The organism is Bradyrhizobium sp. WSM471, assembly GCF_000244915.1.
Taxonomy (GTDB): Bacteria; Pseudomonadota; Alphaproteobacteria; order Rhizobiales; family Xanthobacteraceae; genus Bradyrhizobium.
The window spans coordinates 3657217-3672644 of record NZ_CM001442.1 but is presented as its reverse complement, the minus strand read 5'-3'; the positions used below and the strand labels follow the sequence as shown (position 1 = coordinate 3672644).

The 15428-nt window shown below is 63.9% G+C and carries 19 protein-coding genes; 4 read left to right on the top strand and 15 right to left on the bottom strand.

Features of this window, described 5'->3' with window-relative positions:
- Positions 1-95: 95 nt before the first annotated feature.
- Positions 96-1076 (top strand): tripartite tricarboxylate transporter substrate binding protein, encoded by a 981-nt coding sequence (locus tag BRA471DRAFT_RS16035; protein ID WP_007608917.1) that lies wholly within the window; start codon positions 96-98, stop codon positions 1074-1076.
- An 85-nt stretch (positions 1077-1161) separates the two neighbouring features.
- Here BRA471DRAFT_RS16035 and BRA471DRAFT_RS16030 read toward each other — a convergent pair whose 3' ends face one another.
- A complete protein-coding gene (locus BRA471DRAFT_RS16030; RefSeq protein ID WP_007608916.1) occupies positions 1162-2310 on the bottom strand; it encodes a mechanosensitive ion channel family protein in 1149 nt (382 codons plus the stop codon).
- Positions 2311-2436: 126 nt separating this feature from the next.
- Here BRA471DRAFT_RS16030 and BRA471DRAFT_RS16025 point away from each other — a divergent pair, with 126 nt between their 5' ends.
- Positions 2437-3687 (top strand): DUF763 domain-containing protein, encoded by a 1251-nt coding sequence (locus tag BRA471DRAFT_RS16025; protein WP_007608915.1) that lies wholly within the window; start codon positions 2437-2439, stop codon positions 3685-3687.
- 37 nt (positions 3688-3724) lie between these two features.
- On the opposite strand, the gene BRA471DRAFT_RS16020 is transcribed toward BRA471DRAFT_RS16025, so the two are convergent.
- The 8 genes from BRA471DRAFT_RS16020 to BRA471DRAFT_RS15995 form a co-directional block, all read right to left on the bottom strand.
- The gene (locus tag BRA471DRAFT_RS16020; RefSeq protein WP_007608914.1) at positions 3725-3967 is read right to left on the bottom strand and encodes a hypothetical protein; all 243 of its coding nucleotides are present in this window, start codon (positions 3965-3967) and stop codon (positions 3725-3727) included.
- Between the two features lie 34 nt (positions 3968-4001).
- Positions 4002-4265 (bottom strand): hypothetical protein, encoded by a 264-nt coding sequence (locus BRA471DRAFT_RS36900; protein ID WP_007608913.1) that lies wholly within the window; start codon positions 4263-4265, stop codon positions 4002-4004.
- 15 nt (positions 4266-4280) lie between these two features.
- Positions 4281-4508, bottom strand: a complete 228-nt coding sequence (locus BRA471DRAFT_RS16015) for a hypothetical protein (RefSeq protein WP_007608912.1) — start codon at positions 4506-4508, stop codon at positions 4281-4283.
- Positions 4509-4511: 3 nt separating this feature from the next.
- Positions 4512-4712 carry a hypothetical protein gene (locus BRA471DRAFT_RS36895; protein WP_007592432.1) on the bottom strand — a complete coding sequence of 67 codons (201 nt, stop codon included), beginning with the start codon at positions 4710-4712 and terminating at the stop codon, positions 4512-4514.
- Positions 4713-4724: 12 nt separating this feature from the next.
- Positions 4725-4907 (bottom strand): hypothetical protein, encoded by a 183-nt coding sequence (locus BRA471DRAFT_RS16010; RefSeq protein WP_007608911.1) that lies wholly within the window; start codon positions 4905-4907, stop codon positions 4725-4727.
- Between the two features lie 138 nt (positions 4908-5045).
- Positions 5046-6302 carry a cytochrome P450 gene (locus BRA471DRAFT_RS16005; RefSeq protein ID WP_007608910.1) on the bottom strand — a complete coding sequence of 419 codons (1257 nt, stop codon included), beginning with the start codon at positions 6300-6302 and terminating at the stop codon, positions 5046-5048.
- A gap of 109 nt (positions 6303-6411) precedes the next feature.
- Positions 6412-6738, bottom strand: coding sequence for a hypothetical protein (locus tag BRA471DRAFT_RS16000; RefSeq protein WP_007608909.1), 327 nt, complete (start codon positions 6736-6738; stop codon positions 6412-6414).
- 106 nt (positions 6739-6844) lie between these two features.
- The gene (locus BRA471DRAFT_RS15995; RefSeq protein WP_007608907.1) at positions 6845-7618 is read right to left on the bottom strand and encodes a ferredoxin--NADP reductase; all 774 of its coding nucleotides are present in this window, start codon (positions 7616-7618) and stop codon (positions 6845-6847) included.
- 156 nt (positions 7619-7774) lie between these two features.
- Here BRA471DRAFT_RS15995 and BRA471DRAFT_RS15990 point away from each other — a divergent pair, with 156 nt between their 5' ends.
- A complete protein-coding gene (locus BRA471DRAFT_RS15990; protein ID WP_007608905.1) occupies positions 7775-8971 on the top strand; it encodes an amidohydrolase family protein in 1197 nt (398 codons plus the stop codon).
- 108 nt (positions 8972-9079) lie between these two features.
- Positions 9080-9769, top strand: a complete 690-nt coding sequence (locus BRA471DRAFT_RS15985; protein ID WP_007608902.1) for a hypothetical protein — start codon at positions 9080-9082, stop codon at positions 9767-9769.
- A gap of 5 nt (positions 9770-9774) precedes the next feature.
- On the opposite strand, the gene BRA471DRAFT_RS15980 is transcribed toward BRA471DRAFT_RS15985, so the two are convergent.
- The 6 genes from BRA471DRAFT_RS15980 to BRA471DRAFT_RS15955 all read right to left on the bottom strand — a co-directional run bounded on the left by BRA471DRAFT_RS15980 (position 9775) and on the right by BRA471DRAFT_RS15955 (position 15422).
- Positions 9775-10164 carry a hypothetical protein gene (locus BRA471DRAFT_RS15980; protein WP_007608898.1) on the bottom strand — a complete coding sequence of 130 codons (390 nt, stop codon included), beginning with the start codon at positions 10162-10164 and terminating at the stop codon, positions 9775-9777.
- 42 nt (positions 10165-10206) lie between these two features.
- Positions 10207-10662, bottom strand: a complete 456-nt coding sequence (locus BRA471DRAFT_RS15975) for a MarR family winged helix-turn-helix transcriptional regulator (RefSeq protein ID WP_035974947.1) — start codon at positions 10660-10662, stop codon at positions 10207-10209.
- Between the two features lie 26 nt (positions 10663-10688).
- Positions 10689-11393 (bottom strand): ABC transporter ATP-binding protein, encoded by a 705-nt coding sequence (locus tag BRA471DRAFT_RS15970; protein ID WP_007592446.1) that lies wholly within the window; start codon positions 11391-11393, stop codon positions 10689-10691.
- Entirely contained in the window at positions 11390-12181 is a 792-nt protein-coding gene (locus tag BRA471DRAFT_RS15965; RefSeq protein ID WP_007608894.1) for an ABC transporter ATP-binding protein, read from the bottom strand. The genes BRA471DRAFT_RS15970 and BRA471DRAFT_RS15965 overlap by 4 nt, the downstream gene beginning before the upstream one ends.
- Entirely contained in the window at positions 12178-14067 is a 1890-nt protein-coding gene (locus BRA471DRAFT_RS15960; protein ID WP_007608893.1) for an ABC transporter permease, read from the bottom strand. The genes BRA471DRAFT_RS15965 and BRA471DRAFT_RS15960 overlap by 4 nt, the downstream gene beginning before the upstream one ends.
- Positions 14068-14219: 152 nt before the next feature.
- On the bottom strand, positions 14220-15422 hold the full coding sequence (locus BRA471DRAFT_RS15955; RefSeq protein ID WP_007608885.1) for an ABC transporter substrate-binding protein: 1203 nt from the start codon (positions 15420-15422) through the stop codon (positions 14220-14222).
- Positions 15423-15428 lie beyond the last annotated feature (6 nt).

Below are 15428 nucleotides of genomic sequence, written 5' to 3'. Positions count from 1 at the left end.
TACAAAAGATCAGGTCTCGTCAACAAAAACCACGGGCGGCGTCCGGACGGCTCGAAAGACCGACGGCACGCAACGCTCGCAAGGAGTGCTGGAAAATGCTGGATTTCAACAAAAAGATCGGCAGCTTGATGCTGAGTGCCGGTCTTCTGCTGGGAGGCAGCGCCGCGCAGGCCGCCGACAGCTATCCGAGCAAGCCGGTTCACATCCTGGTGCCCTATGCTGCCGGTGGCGCGGTCGACGTGCTCGCGCGCACGCTCGGACAGACGTTGGCAAAGACCTGGGGCCAGCAGCCGGTGATCGACAACCGCCCCGGCGCCGGCGGCATCATCGCCTCACAGGCACTGACGCAAGCCGCCCCCGACGGCTACACGCTGATCCTGGTCGCCAGCGGTCATCCGCTCAACCAGTTCATTTATCCGAGCGTGCCCTACGACACCTTCAAGGACTTTACCGCGATCACCGAAGCCGCCTCCTCGCCGCTCGCGATCGTCGTCGCCAAGGACAGCCCCTACAAGACGCTCGGCGATCTCCTCGCTGCGGCGAAGAAGGACCCTGACAAGCTTTCCTACGGCATGTCCGGCAACGGCACCTCGGCGCATCTCGCCGGTGAGCTGTTGAAATACATGTCCGGCACCAAGATCGTCGCGATCCCCTACAAGGGCGGCGCGCCCGCGCTGACCGCCGTGATCGCGGGCGACATCCCGCTCAGCATCAATCCCCTTGCCGAAGCCATCAGCCAGATCGAAGGCGGCCCGGTGCGCGCGCTCGCGGTGACCTCGGCCGAACGCTCGAAGGCGCTGCCGAATGTTCCGACTGTCGCCGAGTCCGGCGTGCCAGGTTACGATGTTTCGGTCTGGTGGGGCGTCCTTGGCCCGGCGAAAATGCCGCCGGAGACCGTGGCGAAGCTCGAAACCGATCTGAAGGCGGCGCTGCAGGACCCGAACGTACTGTCGACACTCAGCAAGATCGGCGCAGCCCCGGTCGGCTCTTCGTCCAGGGAATTCGACGCCTACATTCATGCCGAGGCAACCAAATGGGAGCCGGTGCTGAGGGCCGCCGACATCCGCGCGCAGTGAGGCTGTTCACACGAGGACCGGCGCACTGGACACGATCCAGCAGCAGTCCGGCTGCGCGATGCGACCAAGGCGACCGCCGAGTAGGTCAATTGCGTGCGCTCGCCCGCATCTTTTCCGGCGGCGCGGGACGCCGCACGAAATCGGTGTCATCGTCGCCTCCTCCCGACGGAATCAGGATCGCGCGCTCGCGCGGCAGCGCTTCCGGCATCTCGTCGCGGATGAAGGCGATGAGCTTCTCCCTCATCTCGCAGCGCAGGTCCCAGGACTGCGGCGCATTCCTGGCGCTGACGAGGGCGCGGAGCTCGATGGTGCGCGAATCCGCATCGACTACCTGGAGATTGACCACCTCGCCGTCCCAGAGCTTGGACTCCTTCACTGCTTCTTCCAGCCAACGCCGGATCCGCGGCACGTCGGCACGATAATCGACATGGAACGCAATCACGCCGATCAGGGACGCGGTGTCGCGGGTCCAGTTCTGGAATGGCTTTTCGATAAAATAGGACAGCGGCACCACCATGCGGCGCCAGTCCCACAGCCGGATCACCACATAGGTTGAGGCGATGTCCTCGACCCAGCCCCACTCGTTCTCGATGATGACCGCGTCCTCGATGCGGATCGGCTGGGTGATCGCGATCTGCATGCCCGCGATCAGATTGCTCAGCAGCGGCCGGGCGGCAAGACCAACGATGATACCCGCGGCACCGGCGGAGGCGAACAGGCTGACGCCATATTGCCTGACCGAGTCGAACGTCATCAGCGCGGTCGACACCGTTATGATGACAATGATGATATCGGTGACGCGCTTGAAGACGCGGACCTGGGTGACGTGCTTGCGCGCGACAAAATTCTCGGTGACGTCGCGAAAGTTCAGGAGATACCGTGCCGCGCTCATATCCACGATCCGGATCGAGATCCAGCCGATCAGCGCGATGAAGGCAACGACGAACAGGCGCGTCAGCGGCGTGCGGAAGGCGTCGTCCAGCGGCGCGAGCGGCAGCACCAACGCCACGGCAGCAAGACAGAGGGCCAGCTGAGCGGGGCCCGCCGTGCGCTCGATGAACACGCGCATGAGCGGGAGGCGGGTTCCGAAAGCGCGGTTGAACAGCCAAACCGAGAGGCGATAGATCGACAGGGCCATCAGAATCGCGCCAGCGACCAGACAGAGGCCGACGAACCACGACGGTATCCACCCGAACGTCCTGTCGATGTCGGCCAAAAGGGTCTGCCGATTCATTAAAGTCCCCCCATTTGCGTCGCGCTTGCCGTTCAACGCATTGCAGCGTGGTTCGCTCCCCCGCTCGGTGCAATGCAGCATCCCTCTGGTGCAATCATCGCCGAACTGCGCTATGTCTGGTCAACCATGACTCGACGGACCGGCAGCGCCGATCTTCCCCTTCACACCGGCCGGGTTCCACCCTGGCTGGCGACCCGCATGTCTTCGCTGGGCGCGATCATCACACAGGCGATCGTCCATCACTACGGGCGCGATGCATTCCTCCAGCGGCTCTCGCACCCATTCTGGTTCCAGTCATTCGGTGCTGTGATGGGGATGGACTGGCACTCCTCCGGCATCACGACCTCCGTGATAGGCGCGCTGAAGCGGGGTCTAGGCCCGCTCCAGGACGAGCTCGGAATCTACGTCTGCGGCGGGCGTGGCCAGCACTCGCGCAAGACCCCCGACGAGCTGATGCAGCTCGGCGACCGCGTCGGCTTCGATGGCGCAAAGCTCACGCGTGCGAGTCGCCTCGTGGCGAAGGTGGATAGCGCCGCGGTCCAGGACGGCTTTGACCTTTACCTCCACGGCTTCTTCGTCACAGCCGACGCCAAATGGACCGTGGTGCAGCAGGGCATGAACGGCGACAAGCGACAGGCCCGCCGCTATCACTGGCATTCCGAGGCGCTGAAGAGTTTTGTCGATACGCCGCACAGCGCGATCGACGGACCGCTGCAAGGCGAGATCGTCAATCTCACCGACCATCGCGCCGAGATCTCGCGCGCCGCGCAGCTCGAGCTTCTGAGCGATCTTGGCCCGGATCGCATCCTTTCCGAATTCGAGCGGCTCACCGGGACTGCGCCAGAGCCCGCGCAGGGGATACTGCCGCACCTGATCATGCCCGCGCATCACGATGTCCGGCCAAAGGATGTCTTCGCGCGTCGCCTGCACGGCACACTCGCGGCCGCGGCCGAGCGCGGCCCGGTCGACTTTCCGGAGCTGCTGCTGACGCCCGGTGTCGGCGCGCGCACCGTGCGTTCCCTAGCGATGGTCGCCGAAGTGGTGCACGGCGCGCCCTACCGCTTCAATGATCCCGCCCGCTTCTCGCTCGCCCATGGCGGCAAGGACCGGCATCCCTACCCTGTTCCAATCAAGGTCTATGACGAAACCATTCGCGTCCTGAAGGGGGCGATCCAGAGCGCAAAGCTCGGGCGCGAGGAAGAGATGCAGGCGATCAAGCGCCTCGACGACCAGGCGCGGCGGCTGGAGCGCACCGCGCGCGGGCCGTCAGTGGAAGAGTTCATCTCCGGAGAGCGTGCGGCCTCGCCCGATCTCGACGGGCGCTCCGTATTCGGCTGGGAACGCGACTTGGCATCGACAAAAAAGCGGACCGGCTGAAGACCGGTCCGCGAGTTCAGCGGGAGGAACGCCGCTCTCAGGTCTCGTCGGTGCCCGACTCCTCGTCGAGCCGGTTGGCCGAGTGATCCTGATATTGATCCGTCTGGATCGACTTGCCGTCCATGCCGCGAATGTCGGAATGCTGCTTCTTGTCGCGGTTTGACAGCACCATGTTGTCGCCGATCTTCTCCTTTGGCACGTCCGTCATGGCACCCGTGCCGTCGCCCTTGCCGTGCATGCCCGATCTGAAATGCGTCTTGCTGCCATGACCACCTGGCATCGGTCTCTCCTCTTGCTTTGATCGCCCGTGCAACTCAGTGCTTCTGTTGTGCCGGCGTCGGTTTCGGGGGCTTGTGTCCGCTTTGGCCGGAATCGTTGTGCTTGTTGTGGTCGCTTTCCTGGTTGAGGCCGCCTCGGCTCACCGGGAATTCACTCTGTCGTGCCTCAGGTCTCGCTCGGTGAACGGCGGTGTCCTCCGGATTGTGGCCGAGGGCCCGCTCAAGCTCTCGCGCGTCTGGAACATCCGGCTTGCGCTCGAGGATGCGAACTTGTTGCTCGTGAGTCTTCTTGCCTTGCATGCTCGTCCTCCGGAGCTATCGGTCTCGTCGGCGCGCGCCACTGCGCGCGACGTCCTTGTCGATGCCGCCAGCGGCGTTTACGTCGTTCTCGACATCGCCTTCGATCGTGTTCTCGCCCAAGGCGTCCTCGAGGTCCTCAGGCGAGATACCGGCCATCGTTGCGCCCTTCGATCCGCCGATCAGGGGATTTTCGCGCAGATCCTTCTCGGTCGGTGCGTAGAGTTTGGGTTGCTTATTGCTCATGCCTTACCTGCCTCCGCCTTTTCCGGCCTCGTCATGTCTGTGGTGTGAATCGTGCTCGCCACCTCCGCCGGAAACGCGGCTGTGGTTGCGCTGCGGGTCGTCCGCCGGTGGCTTTTTCACTTCGAGCGGCGCCTTCGCATTCTCATGCGATGCGCCAGGTCCGCCCTGACGGATGCTGTTCGGTGTCTTGGTGGATGTCGACATGAGGTCCGCTCCTCAGCGATCTTGCTGATAGCCTTGGTTGGTGGTGTTCTGCTTGATGTTGCCCTGCTGCCCTTGCTGGTCCGGGTTTTGCGCACGCTGCTGGCCTCGCGGGGCAGTCGAGGACACTTGCTTGCTGTCGCCGGTTCCCTTCGGGCTTTGGCTCTCGGCGGGAACAGGTGGCATCTTGCCGGTCATGATGCTGTCTCCTGTTGTTGATCTGCGACATCGTCCGGAGGAACTCATCGCGGCTTCCGATGTCCCAAAAACAACTAGAGAAACGACATGCCGTTCCTAGCGACGAATGCAGAGAAAATTTTCGCAAGCGTGTAAGTCTCAGCAGGCCGCTGGCTGCGAATGAACCATCATCGATCCGGCTGCTCCGTGACCGTCCGGCACGACAGGGAGGTTCGCGATCGCACGCAGGCCCGGTCGTTTGCGCCAGTGGATCTCCGACACGTCCACAGCAAAGCCAAGCCGGGGCCATCGCACAAACAGCGCTTCCAGGGCGCACGCACCCTCGATCCGGGCGAGTTGATGGCCGAGGCAGAAATGGATTCCCGTTCCGAAGGACATGTGACGGTTCGGCTTGCGCGCGAGATCGAGGCTGTCGGGATGATCATGCATCGCCGGGTCCATGTTCGCGGCGGCGAGCATCACCATGACGCGATCGCCCTTGTTGAGACGCACGCCCGCGAGCTCGATATCCCGCCTCACATAGCGCGGCTTGGAGAACTGCACCGGCGATACGAAGCGCAGGAATTCCTCCACCGCAAGTCCGACGCGGCTCCAGTCCTGCGCAAGCCAGTCGCGAACGCTGGGATTTCTGAGGAGCTCGTGGGCAGAACCGCTGATGAGATGCGTGGTGGTCTCCGAGCCCGCCGCGAGCAGCAGGAACACCATCGACACCATTTCGTCCGGCGTGATCTGGCCGCTCTCACGCTCGACCTGGACCAGCTCCGCGATCAGGCCCTCGCCGCCCCGCACGCGGGCAATCTGCAGCTGCCGTTCGAGGTAGGCTCGCATCTTGCGGAACGCGAACAGCAGGCGGAAGAAGCTGGCGACGTTCGTAAGCGAGGACATCGTATTGGCCCAGGCGATGAAGCGAGGGCGATCGGCCAACGGCAATCCGAGCAGCTCGGAGATCACCGCGAGCGGCAGGATGCGGGCATAGCGCTGGACGAGATCGGCCGGGCTTCCTGCCGAGAACAGCTCGTCGGCGAGACCGTCCGCGATGGCGCGGATGCGCGGCTCCATCGCGACGATCGCGCGGCGGCGGAAGGCCTCGTCCACGATGCTGCGCAGCCTTGTGTGGTCCGGCTCGTCCATCGTCAGCATGTTGTTGGCGATGGTCTTGACGTAGTTCGGCATCCACCAGCGCAGACCTGCGACGTCGCCATCCTCCTTGCGCAGCGTGAAATTGGTGCCCTCCTTCAGCACCTGCGCCGTGGCCTCGTGGGTCGTGGTGATCCAGACATGACCGACGAGAGGAAATCGCACCGCGACCACAGGACCGGACATGCGCAACGTTGCGATCGCCTTGGGCGGATCGCGAAAGAAGGCCTCGCTGGCGAAATCGAGGCGTGGTGCCATGTGATCACCGGAGCGGTTGATGGCGCCTCACCGAGATGGTGCCCGTCATTGCCCGCGCAAGGGGTACGGAACCTCCGCTTCGGCTTCGGTGCAGGCGTGAGAGCCGAGTCTACCCCCGCCCGGGCGAACGCGGGCCGATCTTGCGCTGCTGCTGGTTGGTGTAGGCGTCCCAATTGCTCCAGCTGCCTTTGCTGAGGCTTTGCAGGTCGGTGGTGAGCGGCCGGCGCGTGCGCTTGTCGTGATCGGCAATGGCGCGCTCGGATTGCGCGATCTTGCGCTTGAGTTCCCCGACCGCCTTCTGGGTTTGGCCGTTCCGCTTCGAAGACGCGATCTCGCCCATTGTGAAGCGCGCGGTCTCGAGCGCCTTCAGCTCGGCGCGGTTCTTCTTCAACTGAACCCGGTGCCAGGCGATGTTGCTGTCGCTGTCCGCAACCATGTGGGAACTCCGCTGATTCGTTCCCGCAGTGTATCGCGCGCCGAATCGGCGCCGCAACGGGCGTCCGGCGGCGAAAATACGGTCTTATTGCGCGAAAATTCCGGGCCTAGCGTTCGGCGAAGGCCTTTTCGACCACGAATTGGGCCGGCTCGCCGTGATTGCCCTCGATCAGCCCCCGCTCGCCAAGGAGCACGCGGGTATCCGCCACCAGCGCCGGGCTGCCGCAGATCATGACGCGGTCGTGGGCGGCTTCCAGGGCCGGCAGGCCGATATCGGAAAACAGCTTGCCCGAGGTGATGAGGTCGGTGATGCGGCCGCGATTGCGGAAGGGATCGCGCGTCACGGTCGGATAGTAGATCAACTGGTTGCGGATGTACTCGCCGATCAGCTCGTCCTTCGGCAGCGTCTCGGTGATCATCTCGCCATAGGCGAGCTCCTTCACGTGCCTGCAACCGTGCAGCAACACCACCTTTTCGAACCGCTCGTAGGTTTCGGGGTCCTTGATCACGCTCAGGAACGGCGCAAGGCCCGTACCGGTGCCGATGAGGTAGAGGTTGCGGCCGTCCTCCAGATTGTCGATCACCAGCGTGCCGGTGGCCTTGCGGCTGACGATGATCTCGTCGCCTTCCTTGAGATGCTGGAGCCGTGAGGTGAGAGGGCCGTCCGGCACCTTGATCGAGAAGAACTCCAGCGTGTCCTCGTAATTGGCGCTGGCGACGCTGTAGGCCCGCAGCAGCGGCTTCTCGCCGACCTTGAGGCCGATCATGGTGAATTCGCCGTTGCGAAAGCGGAAGGTCGGGCTGCGGGTGGTCTTGAAGGAGAACAGCGTGTCGGTCCAGTGATGGACGCTCAAAACGGCTTCCTGATTGAAATTGCTCATCTCACCCTTCCGTTGCGCGTCGTGGCGGTTTTCAAGGCGGCAGCTATGCGTCGTTTGTACACGATCATTTGTATACTAATGAATAATCCGGCTTGATCCCGCGGTCAAGGCTGCCCAAGATCGGAAGCGTTGCAGTTAAGGACAAGGACCCATTCCATGGCGCATGACGCACCCCAGGCCACCGGACCCTCGAAGCTCGTGATCCGCAATATCGGCCTGATCCTGTCCGGCGCGCTGGAAAAGCCGATCCTGGATGGTGACACCATCGTCGCCGAGAACGGCAAGATCACCGCAATCGGCCGCTTCAAGGACCTCAACACCGAAGGCGCGACCACCATCGTCGAGGCCAACGGCACCACGGTGGCGCCCGGCCTGATCGACAGCCATGTCCACCCTGTTGCGGGCGACTGGACGCCTCGCCAGAACCAGATCGGCTGGATCGACAGCAATTTGCATGGCGGCGTCACCACGATGATTTCCGCCGGCGAGGTGCATATGCCCGGCCGCCCGCGCGACGTCGTCGGGTTGAAGGCGATGGCGATCTTCGCACAGCGCGCATTCTGGAATCTGCGGCCCGGCGGCGTGAAGGTTCACGCCGGCGCGCCTGTGATCGAATGCGAGATGGTCGAGGAGGACTTCAAGGAGTTGGCCGCCGCCGGCGTCAAGCTGCTCGGCGAAGTGGGCCTGGGCGACGTCAAGGACGGCCCCACCGCGCGAAAAATGGTCGGCTGGGCTCGCAAATACGGCATCCAGAGCACGATCCACACCGGCGGTCCTTCGATCCCCGGCTCCGGCCTGATCGACAAGGACGTGGTACTGGAGGCCGACACCGACGTGGTTGGCCACATCAATGGCGGCCACACCGCGCTTCCCGACGACCAGATCCGCTGTATCTGCGAGGGCTGCAAGCGCGGCCTCGAACTCGTGCACAACGGCAATGAGCGCTCGGCGCTGTTCACGTTGCGCATCGCGCGCGAGATGGGCGATCTCCATCGCGTCATCCTCGGCACCGACGCACCGGCCGGCTCCGGCGTGCAGCCGCTCGGCATTCTCCGCATGGTCTCGATGCTGTCCTCGCTTGGCGACCTGCCGGCCGAGGTCGCGTTTTGCCTTGCTACCGGCAACACGGCGCGGATGCGCGAACTGGATTGCGGCCTGATCGAAGTCGGTCGTTCCGCCGACTTCGTCATCATGGACAAGGCGCAGCACTCGGCCGGCAAGAACATTTTGGACAGCGTCCAGCTCGGCGACCTCCCCGGCATCGGCATGACCATCATCGACGGCATTGTGCGCACCCAGCGCAGCCGCAACACCCCGCCGGCCGGCAGGGTGCCGGAGGTGGTGGCGAAGTGACGCAGCCGGAGCGGCTCGCCGCTCCGCGCGGGCCCCGGAAAGCATTGAACAAGTCGCCAGCCTGCTGCGTCTAACGCAGGCAGTTCATTGCTGGGCGTCGAGGCAGACATGAAGAATTCGTCGCGGATTGCTGCCGGCGTTGCCGGTGCGGTCGGAGGTTATGTCGCGACCTTTGTGCTGTTTTCAGTGCTCGATCTCGGCAACCGGGCGGACCCGATCACGTCTGGTCTATCGGCACTTTTCGTCTACTCTCCTATCGGAGCGATCGCTGGCGTGGTGCTTGCCAGCTGGCTGGTGACACGTTCCGGCGCGGATGCAAGCAATAGCGGTCTCGCGCGCAACAGCCTGAAGTCGCTCGGCGTTGTCGTCCTGCTCTGCGTTGCCGCTGCGGCCACTTACATGGGCGTCGCGTACATGACGGCCACGCCCTGGCTCAACCGGAACGGCGCCACTCCCCAGCTCGTGTTCGAGGTTCGCCTTCCGGCCGGCGCAGCGGTGCCGAAATCACCGCAAGACATCACTATCGAATTGCAGACCGACCTCAACACCATGCCGGGCGAATTGAACTCGGCCGGCTTCCATCGTGACGGCGATCAGCCCGTTATCGCAGGCGAAGTCGAACTGGCGTTCCGAACCTCGCACCGCCAGCTCGCCGTCAACATCCAGGGACAGCCCAGCCGAGTGTACCCGATCGGACTGACGGCATGGGCTCCGCATACGCCGGAGTTCGGAACGTGGCGACGGCTCGCCGACGGGAGCGAAATCCGCTATCGCGCCAAATGGCCGGGGAAGACGTAAGGGCATCACCGCGGTTTTGCGATTTCACAACGCACGTAGGTCTGACGCTTGCCTTGCCCGACCGGACTGTTGTCCATCACCAGCTTGCCATCAGCGGCAATGGAAACACGGGGACTGGAGCGATACTTCTCGCCCTCACCTTCGCAGGCGAGCTTCATTTTCCAGCTGAGCTTCCCGTCGGGAGTGATCTCACTGGCGCGGCACCGGGTCTCGTACCAATAGAGGCGGTTGCCGCCCTCGATGCTCATGCGGTTGGCGCTGTCCTGGTCGCGGCAATCCTTTTTGGTTGACGCCCAGAACCCCTCGTAGGCTTGCGCCGCCAGAGCGGGAGCACACTCGCCCGCCAGCACCGCACTCATACTCAGAGCCATCGCAAACCGGGTCGCCGCTCTCATACCGAAAACCTCGACAAGACCTTCACCGAGGTTAGTCGCGCCTCACCGCAGCTTGTTCAACAGCGCCATCAGCATCTCGCGTTCCTTTGGCTCGAGCGGCGCCAGCGTCTCCCGCGTGATCGAGAGCGCATTCGGCGCGACCTTTTCCGCCAGCTGCTGCCCCGCGCGCGTCAGGCTCACCAGAAGCCGCCGTCCGTCCTCGGGATCCTGGCTGGTCTCGGTGAGGCCGCGCGCCGTCAAACGATCGATCACGCCCTTGATGGTCGCCACATCCATCGCCGTTAGGCGCCCGAGCTGGTTCTGCGAGCATGGCCCGGCCTCGGCGAGCTTCGACAGTGCCGCCCATTGCGTCGGCGTAATATTGGTGCCGATCTCGCGAGAGAAGATCGCGCTGTGGCGCTGCCAGACCTGGCGAAGGATAAAGCCAACCTGCTCGTCGAGCACGTAAGGCGGCTTTGCCGGTTTGACGCTCTTCTTCGCCGCGACGCTTCTCGCCATCCGCTCGATGCCCTTGCCCTTTGCCTTCACAACGACAGATGCGCGTCGCGGATATCCGGACGCGCGTCGAGCTCGGCCATGGTGCCGCCGAAACAGATGCGGCCGCGCTCGATGATATAGGCGCGATCGGAGATCAGCCGCGCAAAATGCAGATTCTGCTCGGAGACCACGATGCTGACGCCCTCCTTCTTCATGGTCAGGATGGCCTCGACCATCTGCTCCACGATCTTCGGCGACAGACCCTCCGAAGGCTCGTCCAGCAGCACCAGCGACGGATTGCCCATCAGCGTGCGGGCGATGGTGAGCATCTGCTGCTCGCCGCCGCTCATGCGGCCGCCCGGGCGATTTTTCATCTCGCCGAGGTTGGGGAACAGCGAAAACAGCTTGTCGCGAGTCCAGTGCGGCGCGTTCGGGCGCTTCGGCTGGCGGCCGACCTCGAGATTCTCTTCCACCGTCAGGTCGGTGAAGATACGCCGCTCCTCCGGCACGTAACCAAGCCCATCCCGCACGATCTCATGTGTCGGGCGCGCCGAGACATCCTTGCCTTCGAACATGATCCGCCCCGAGCGCTGCGCGACGAGCCCGACGATCGAGCGGAACGTCGTCGACTTGCCGGCGCCATTGCGGCCGAGCAATGCCACGACTTCCCCCTCGCCGACCTCGAAGCCGATGTCGAACAGGATATGGGCCGGCCCGTAATGACTATTGAGGTCCTGCACCGTGAGCTTCATACCGATGCTCCCTCGCGATGACCGGCATCGTAAAGGAGGCCCTCGCCGAGATAGACCGCCTGCACCTGCGGATTGCCGCGGACCTCGGCCGGCGAGCCCTCGGCGATCAGCGTGCCGCGGTTGAGCACAATGATGCGGTCGGCGTGCTCGAACACCACGTCCATGTCGTGCTCGGTGAAGAGAACGCCGATCGATTCTTCCCGGGCGATCTGCGCGGTCAGCCGCATCAAATCGACGCGCTCGCGCGGCGCCATGCCGGCGGTCGGCTCGTCCATCAGCAGCAGCTTTGGCTGGTTGGCGAGCGCGACGGCGAGCTCGAGCCGCTTGAGATCGCCATAGGCAAGCTCGCCACAGGGGCGATCCGCGTAACCGCCCATGCCGACCAGCTCGAGCAGTCGCCCGGCTTCGCCGCGGTCGAAGTTCGGCGCCGAGCCCCAAAGATTGTACAATTGCTTGCCGTGCGAGATCAGCGCGACCTGCACATTCTCCCGCACCGTCATGGTCGCGAAGGTCGCGGTGATCTGGAAGGTGCGGCCCACGCCCATCCGCCAGATCTCGCGCGGCTTCCTGCCGGTTGTGTCCTCGCCGAGCAGGCGGACGTGGCCGGTATCAGGCTTGTTCTGTCCGTTGAGCATGTCGAAACAGGTGCTCTTGCCCGCACCGTTCGGCCCGATCAGCGCCAGGATTTCGCCGGCGCGCAACGAGAACGAGACGCCGCGCACGGCGTGCACGCCGCCATAGGATTTGGTCAGTCCTTCGACCGCGAGAAGTGGTGGGGCGACGCTCATTCGGCGGACTCGATCGGCTTGGCAAGCAAGGGTGATCCCGGCGGCGATGCTTTCCTGCGGCGCTGCGCCAGCATCTCCAGCATGCCGACGATGCCCTTGGGGAAGACGACGACGATCAGAACGATGAAGCCGCCTAGCACGAGTTTTGACAGATCGGTCTGGCTGACCAGCCAGATGTTCAAGGCCTTGTAGACGATGGCGCCGATCACCGCGCCCGAGACCGTCTCGACGCCGCCGAGCAGCACCATGACGAGCGCATCGACCGAGAGCGAGATGCCGAGATTGTCCGGGAAGACGCTGCCCTTGAGGTAGGCGAACAGCGCACCGCCGATGCCCGCGGTCGTGCCCGCGATCACGAAGGCCGTCCACTGGATGCGCTTGGCGTTGATGCCGACCGCTTCGCTGCGTAGCAGCGAGTCGCGCGTCGCCCTTAGCGCATAGCCGAACGGCGAGAACACCATCGCCCGCAACGCGATCGTCACGAGCGCCGCAACGCCGAGCGACAGCCAATAGAAATGCGATGGGCTCGCGGCCCAGCTCGCGGGCCAGACGCCCAGAATGCCGTTGTCACCGCCGGTGACGCTCACCCACTGGAACGCGATCGACCAGACGATCTGCGCGAAGGCGAGCGTCAGCATGGCGAAATAGACGCCGGAGAGCTGTACCGCGAAGAAGCCGAACACGGCAGCGCCCATGCAGCCGAGCAGCGGACCGAGCAAGAGGCAGACGATCATCGGCAGTCCCGCCATCTTGGCGAGGAAAGCGACGCCGTAGGCGCCGAGGCCGAAATAGGCGGCGTGACCAAAGGAGGCAAGCCCGCCGACCGACATCAGGAAATGCAGGCTGACGGCGAAGATCACTGAGATCGCGATCTCCGAGCCGACGGTCAGCGCATAGTTGCCGGCAAACAGCGGCAGCGTCGCCGCGATGACAAGCGCTGCAAGCGCAGCAACCCGCTCGTTCGAGTTCAGCGGCCGCCAGGGATTGACGGTGAGGCCCGGTGTCTTGCGCGCCGGCGCCTCGGGCCTGCCGAACAGGCCCCAGGGCCGCACGATCAGCACCGCCGCCATCACCAGGAAGACCAGGATGATGGAGATTTTTGGAAAGATCAGGATGCCGAAGGCATTGAGCTCGGAGACCAGCACCGCTGCGACGAAAGCACCGATGATGCTGCCGAGGCCTCCGATCACCACGACAACGAAGACCTCGACGATGATGCGCAAATCCATCGCATGATGCACGGCATCGCGCGGGATCTGGAGCGCACCGCCGAGAGCGGCGAGGAAAACGCCGACCGCAAACACGCTCGTGAACAGCCATTTCTGATTGACGCCGAGCGCTGCGACCATGTCGCGGTCCTGCGTCGCTGCGCGCACCAGCACGCCCCAGCGCGTGCGCTGGAACAGGAGCCAGAGAATGCCGAGCACGACCGGGCTGAGCACGATCAGGAACAAATCATAGCTCGGGATGTTTTGGCCGAAAAAGTCGATCGCCCCCTTGAATCCGGGTGCACGGCGCCCGACGAGATCGTCTGGGCCCCAGATTAGGACGACCAGGTCCTCGACCATCAAGGTCAGGCCGAAGGTCGCAAGCAGCTGGAACAGCTCGGGCGCGTGATAGATGCGCCGGAGTAGCACCATCTCGACAATGACGCCGATCACCGCCACGGCAAGCGCTGCGATGACGATCCCGCCCCAGAAGCCGAACGTCCCCGATAGGCGCTCCGTCAGCGTGAAGGCGATATAGGCGCCGATCATGTAGAAGGCACCATGCGCGAAATTCACGATCCGCGTCACGCCAAAGATGATCGACAGGCCCGACGCCACCAGGAACAGCGATGCTGCGCTCGCGAGACCGGTCAGAAACTGTACGACGTAAAAGGCCATCGGCGGTCCGGGTTAAGCATAGTTCTCAATATTGGGCTTCATCCTTCGAGACGGCGCTACGCGCCTCCTCAGGATGAGGTCCGGGACCCTCATGGTGAGGAGCGCGGCTGCGCCGCGCGTCTCGAACCATGAGGCCCCGGTCTCTCTTTGCATCAATCCTTCGGACGCAGCTTCTCGACTTCGGCATCACTTGGCAGATAGTCCGCGCCCTTCTTGTAAGACGAGTCCACCATCACGCCCTTGCCGTCCTTCAGCGCGGTCTTGCCGACATAGGCACCGAGCGTCGACTGGTGATCGATCTTGCGGAAGGTGATCTCGCCCAGCGGCGACGGCATCGACAGTCCTTCCGCCGCAGTGATCAGCTTCTCCGGATCGGTCGAATTGGCCTTCGCCAGGATCGCCGCAGCCGACTTGATGGTCTGGTAGCCGACGATCGAGCCGAGGCGCGGATAGTCGTTGTACTTGGCCCGATAGGCCTTCAGGAACGCGTCGTGCTCGGGCGTCTTGATCGAGTACCAGGGATAGCCGGTGACGATCCAGCCCTCGGGCGTCTCCTCCTTGAGCGGGTCGAGATATTCGGGCTCGCCGGTGAGGAACGAGACGACCTCGCGTCCCTTGAACAGACCGCGGGTGTTGCCCTCACGTACGAGCTTGACGAGATCCGCGCCGAAGGTGACGTTGAGGATCGCTTCCGGATTGGCCGCGGCAACCGCCTGCACCACCGGACCGGCGTCGATCTTGCCCTGCGGCGGCCACTGCTCGTCGACCCACTGGATGTCGGGCCGCTTCTCTGACATCAGCTTCTTGAATACGGCAACCGCCGATTGGCCGTATTCATAGTTCGGCGCGATCGTCGCCCAGCGCTTTGCCGGCAGCTTGCTGGCTGCTTCCACCAGCATCGCCGCCTGCATGTAATTGGAAGGACGCAGTCGGAACGTGTACTTGTTGCCCTTCGACCAGGTGATGGCGTCCGTCAGAGGCTCGGCCGCCAGGAAGAACACCTTCTTCTGGTTGGCGAAGTCGCTGACCGCAAGTCCGATGTTCGACAGGAACGTACCCGTCAGCATCGCCACGCCCTCGCTCGACACCAGCTCGTTGGCCGCGGTCTGCGCATCCGCCGGCTTGCCGCCGTCGTCCTTGGAGACGACGACAAGCTTCTTGCCGTTGATGCCGCCGGCCGCGTTGATCTCCTCAACCGCGAGCTGCCAGCCCTTGCGATAGGGCTCGGTGAACGCCGGCAGCAGCGAATAGCTGTTGATCTCGCCGATCTTGATGTCCTGCGCCAGGGCCGAATGAGCCATGCCGCTTGCCAACAGCGCGAACGCCGCGCCGACAAAATAGTTCTTTGCTCGCATCCCAAC

What these genes read in the sequence shown, in the direction of transcription:
- BRA471DRAFT_RS16035 (WP_007608917.1), top strand. Translation starts at nt 96, where the DNA reads ATGCTGGATTTCAACAAAAAGATCGGCAGCTTGATGCTGAGTGCCGGT.
- BRA471DRAFT_RS16030 (WP_007608916.1), bottom strand. Translation starts at nt 2,310, where the DNA reads ATGAATCGGCAGACCCTTTTGGCCGACATCGACAGGACGTTCGGGTGG.
- BRA471DRAFT_RS16025 (WP_007608915.1), top strand. Translation starts at nt 2,437, where the DNA reads ATGACTCGACGGACCGGCAGCGCCGATCTTCCCCTTCACACCGGCCGG.
- BRA471DRAFT_RS16020 (WP_007608914.1), bottom strand. Translation starts at nt 3,967, where the DNA reads ATGCCAGGTGGTCATGGCAGCAAGACGCATTTCAGATCGGGCATGCAC.
- BRA471DRAFT_RS36900 (WP_007608913.1), bottom strand. Translation starts at nt 4,265, where the DNA reads ATGCAAGGCAAGAAGACTCACGAGCAACAAGTTCGCATCCTCGAGCGC.
- BRA471DRAFT_RS16015 (WP_007608912.1), bottom strand. Translation starts at nt 4,508, where the DNA reads ATGAGCAATAAGCAACCCAAACTCTACGCACCGACCGAGAAGGATCTG.
- BRA471DRAFT_RS36895 (WP_007592432.1), bottom strand. Translation starts at nt 4,712, where the DNA reads ATGTCGACATCCACCAAGACACCGAACAGCATCCGTCAGGGCGGACCT.
- BRA471DRAFT_RS16010 (WP_007608911.1), bottom strand. Translation starts at nt 4,907, where the DNA reads ATGACCGGCAAGATGCCACCTGTTCCCGCCGAGAGCCAAAGCCCGAAG.
- BRA471DRAFT_RS16005 (WP_007608910.1), bottom strand. Translation starts at nt 6,302, where the DNA reads ATGGCACCACGCCTCGATTTCGCCAGCGAGGCCTTCTTTCGCGATCCG.
- BRA471DRAFT_RS16000 (WP_007608909.1), bottom strand. Translation starts at nt 6,738, where the DNA reads ATGGTTGCGGACAGCGACAGCAACATCGCCTGGCACCGGGTTCAGTTG.
- BRA471DRAFT_RS15995 (WP_007608907.1), bottom strand. Translation starts at nt 7,618, where the DNA reads ATGAGCAATTTCAATCAGGAAGCCGTTTTGAGCGTCCATCACTGGACC.
- BRA471DRAFT_RS15990 (WP_007608905.1), top strand. Translation starts at nt 7,775, where the DNA reads ATGGCGCATGACGCACCCCAGGCCACCGGACCCTCGAAGCTCGTGATC.
- BRA471DRAFT_RS15985 (WP_007608902.1), top strand. Translation starts at nt 9,080, where the DNA reads ATGAAGAATTCGTCGCGGATTGCTGCCGGCGTTGCCGGTGCGGTCGGA.
- BRA471DRAFT_RS15980 (WP_007608898.1), bottom strand. Translation starts at nt 10,164, where the DNA reads ATGAGAGCGGCGACCCGGTTTGCGATGGCTCTGAGTATGAGTGCGGTG.
- BRA471DRAFT_RS15975 (WP_035974947.1), bottom strand. Translation starts at nt 10,662, where the DNA reads ATGGCGAGAAGCGTCGCGGCGAAGAAGAGCGTCAAACCGGCAAAGCCG.
- BRA471DRAFT_RS15970 (WP_007592446.1), bottom strand. Translation starts at nt 11,393, where the DNA reads ATGAAGCTCACGGTGCAGGACCTCAATAGTCATTACGGGCCGGCCCAT.
- BRA471DRAFT_RS15965 (WP_007608894.1), bottom strand. Translation starts at nt 12,181, where the DNA reads ATGAGCGTCGCCCCACCACTTCTCGCGGTCGAAGGACTGACCAAATCC.
- BRA471DRAFT_RS15960 (WP_007608893.1), bottom strand. Translation starts at nt 14,067, where the DNA reads ATGGCCTTTTACGTCGTACAGTTTCTGACCGGTCTCGCGAGCGCAGCA.
- BRA471DRAFT_RS15955 (WP_007608885.1), bottom strand. Translation starts at nt 15,422, where the DNA reads ATGCGAGCAAAGAACTATTTTGTCGGCGCGGCGTTCGCGCTGTTGGCA.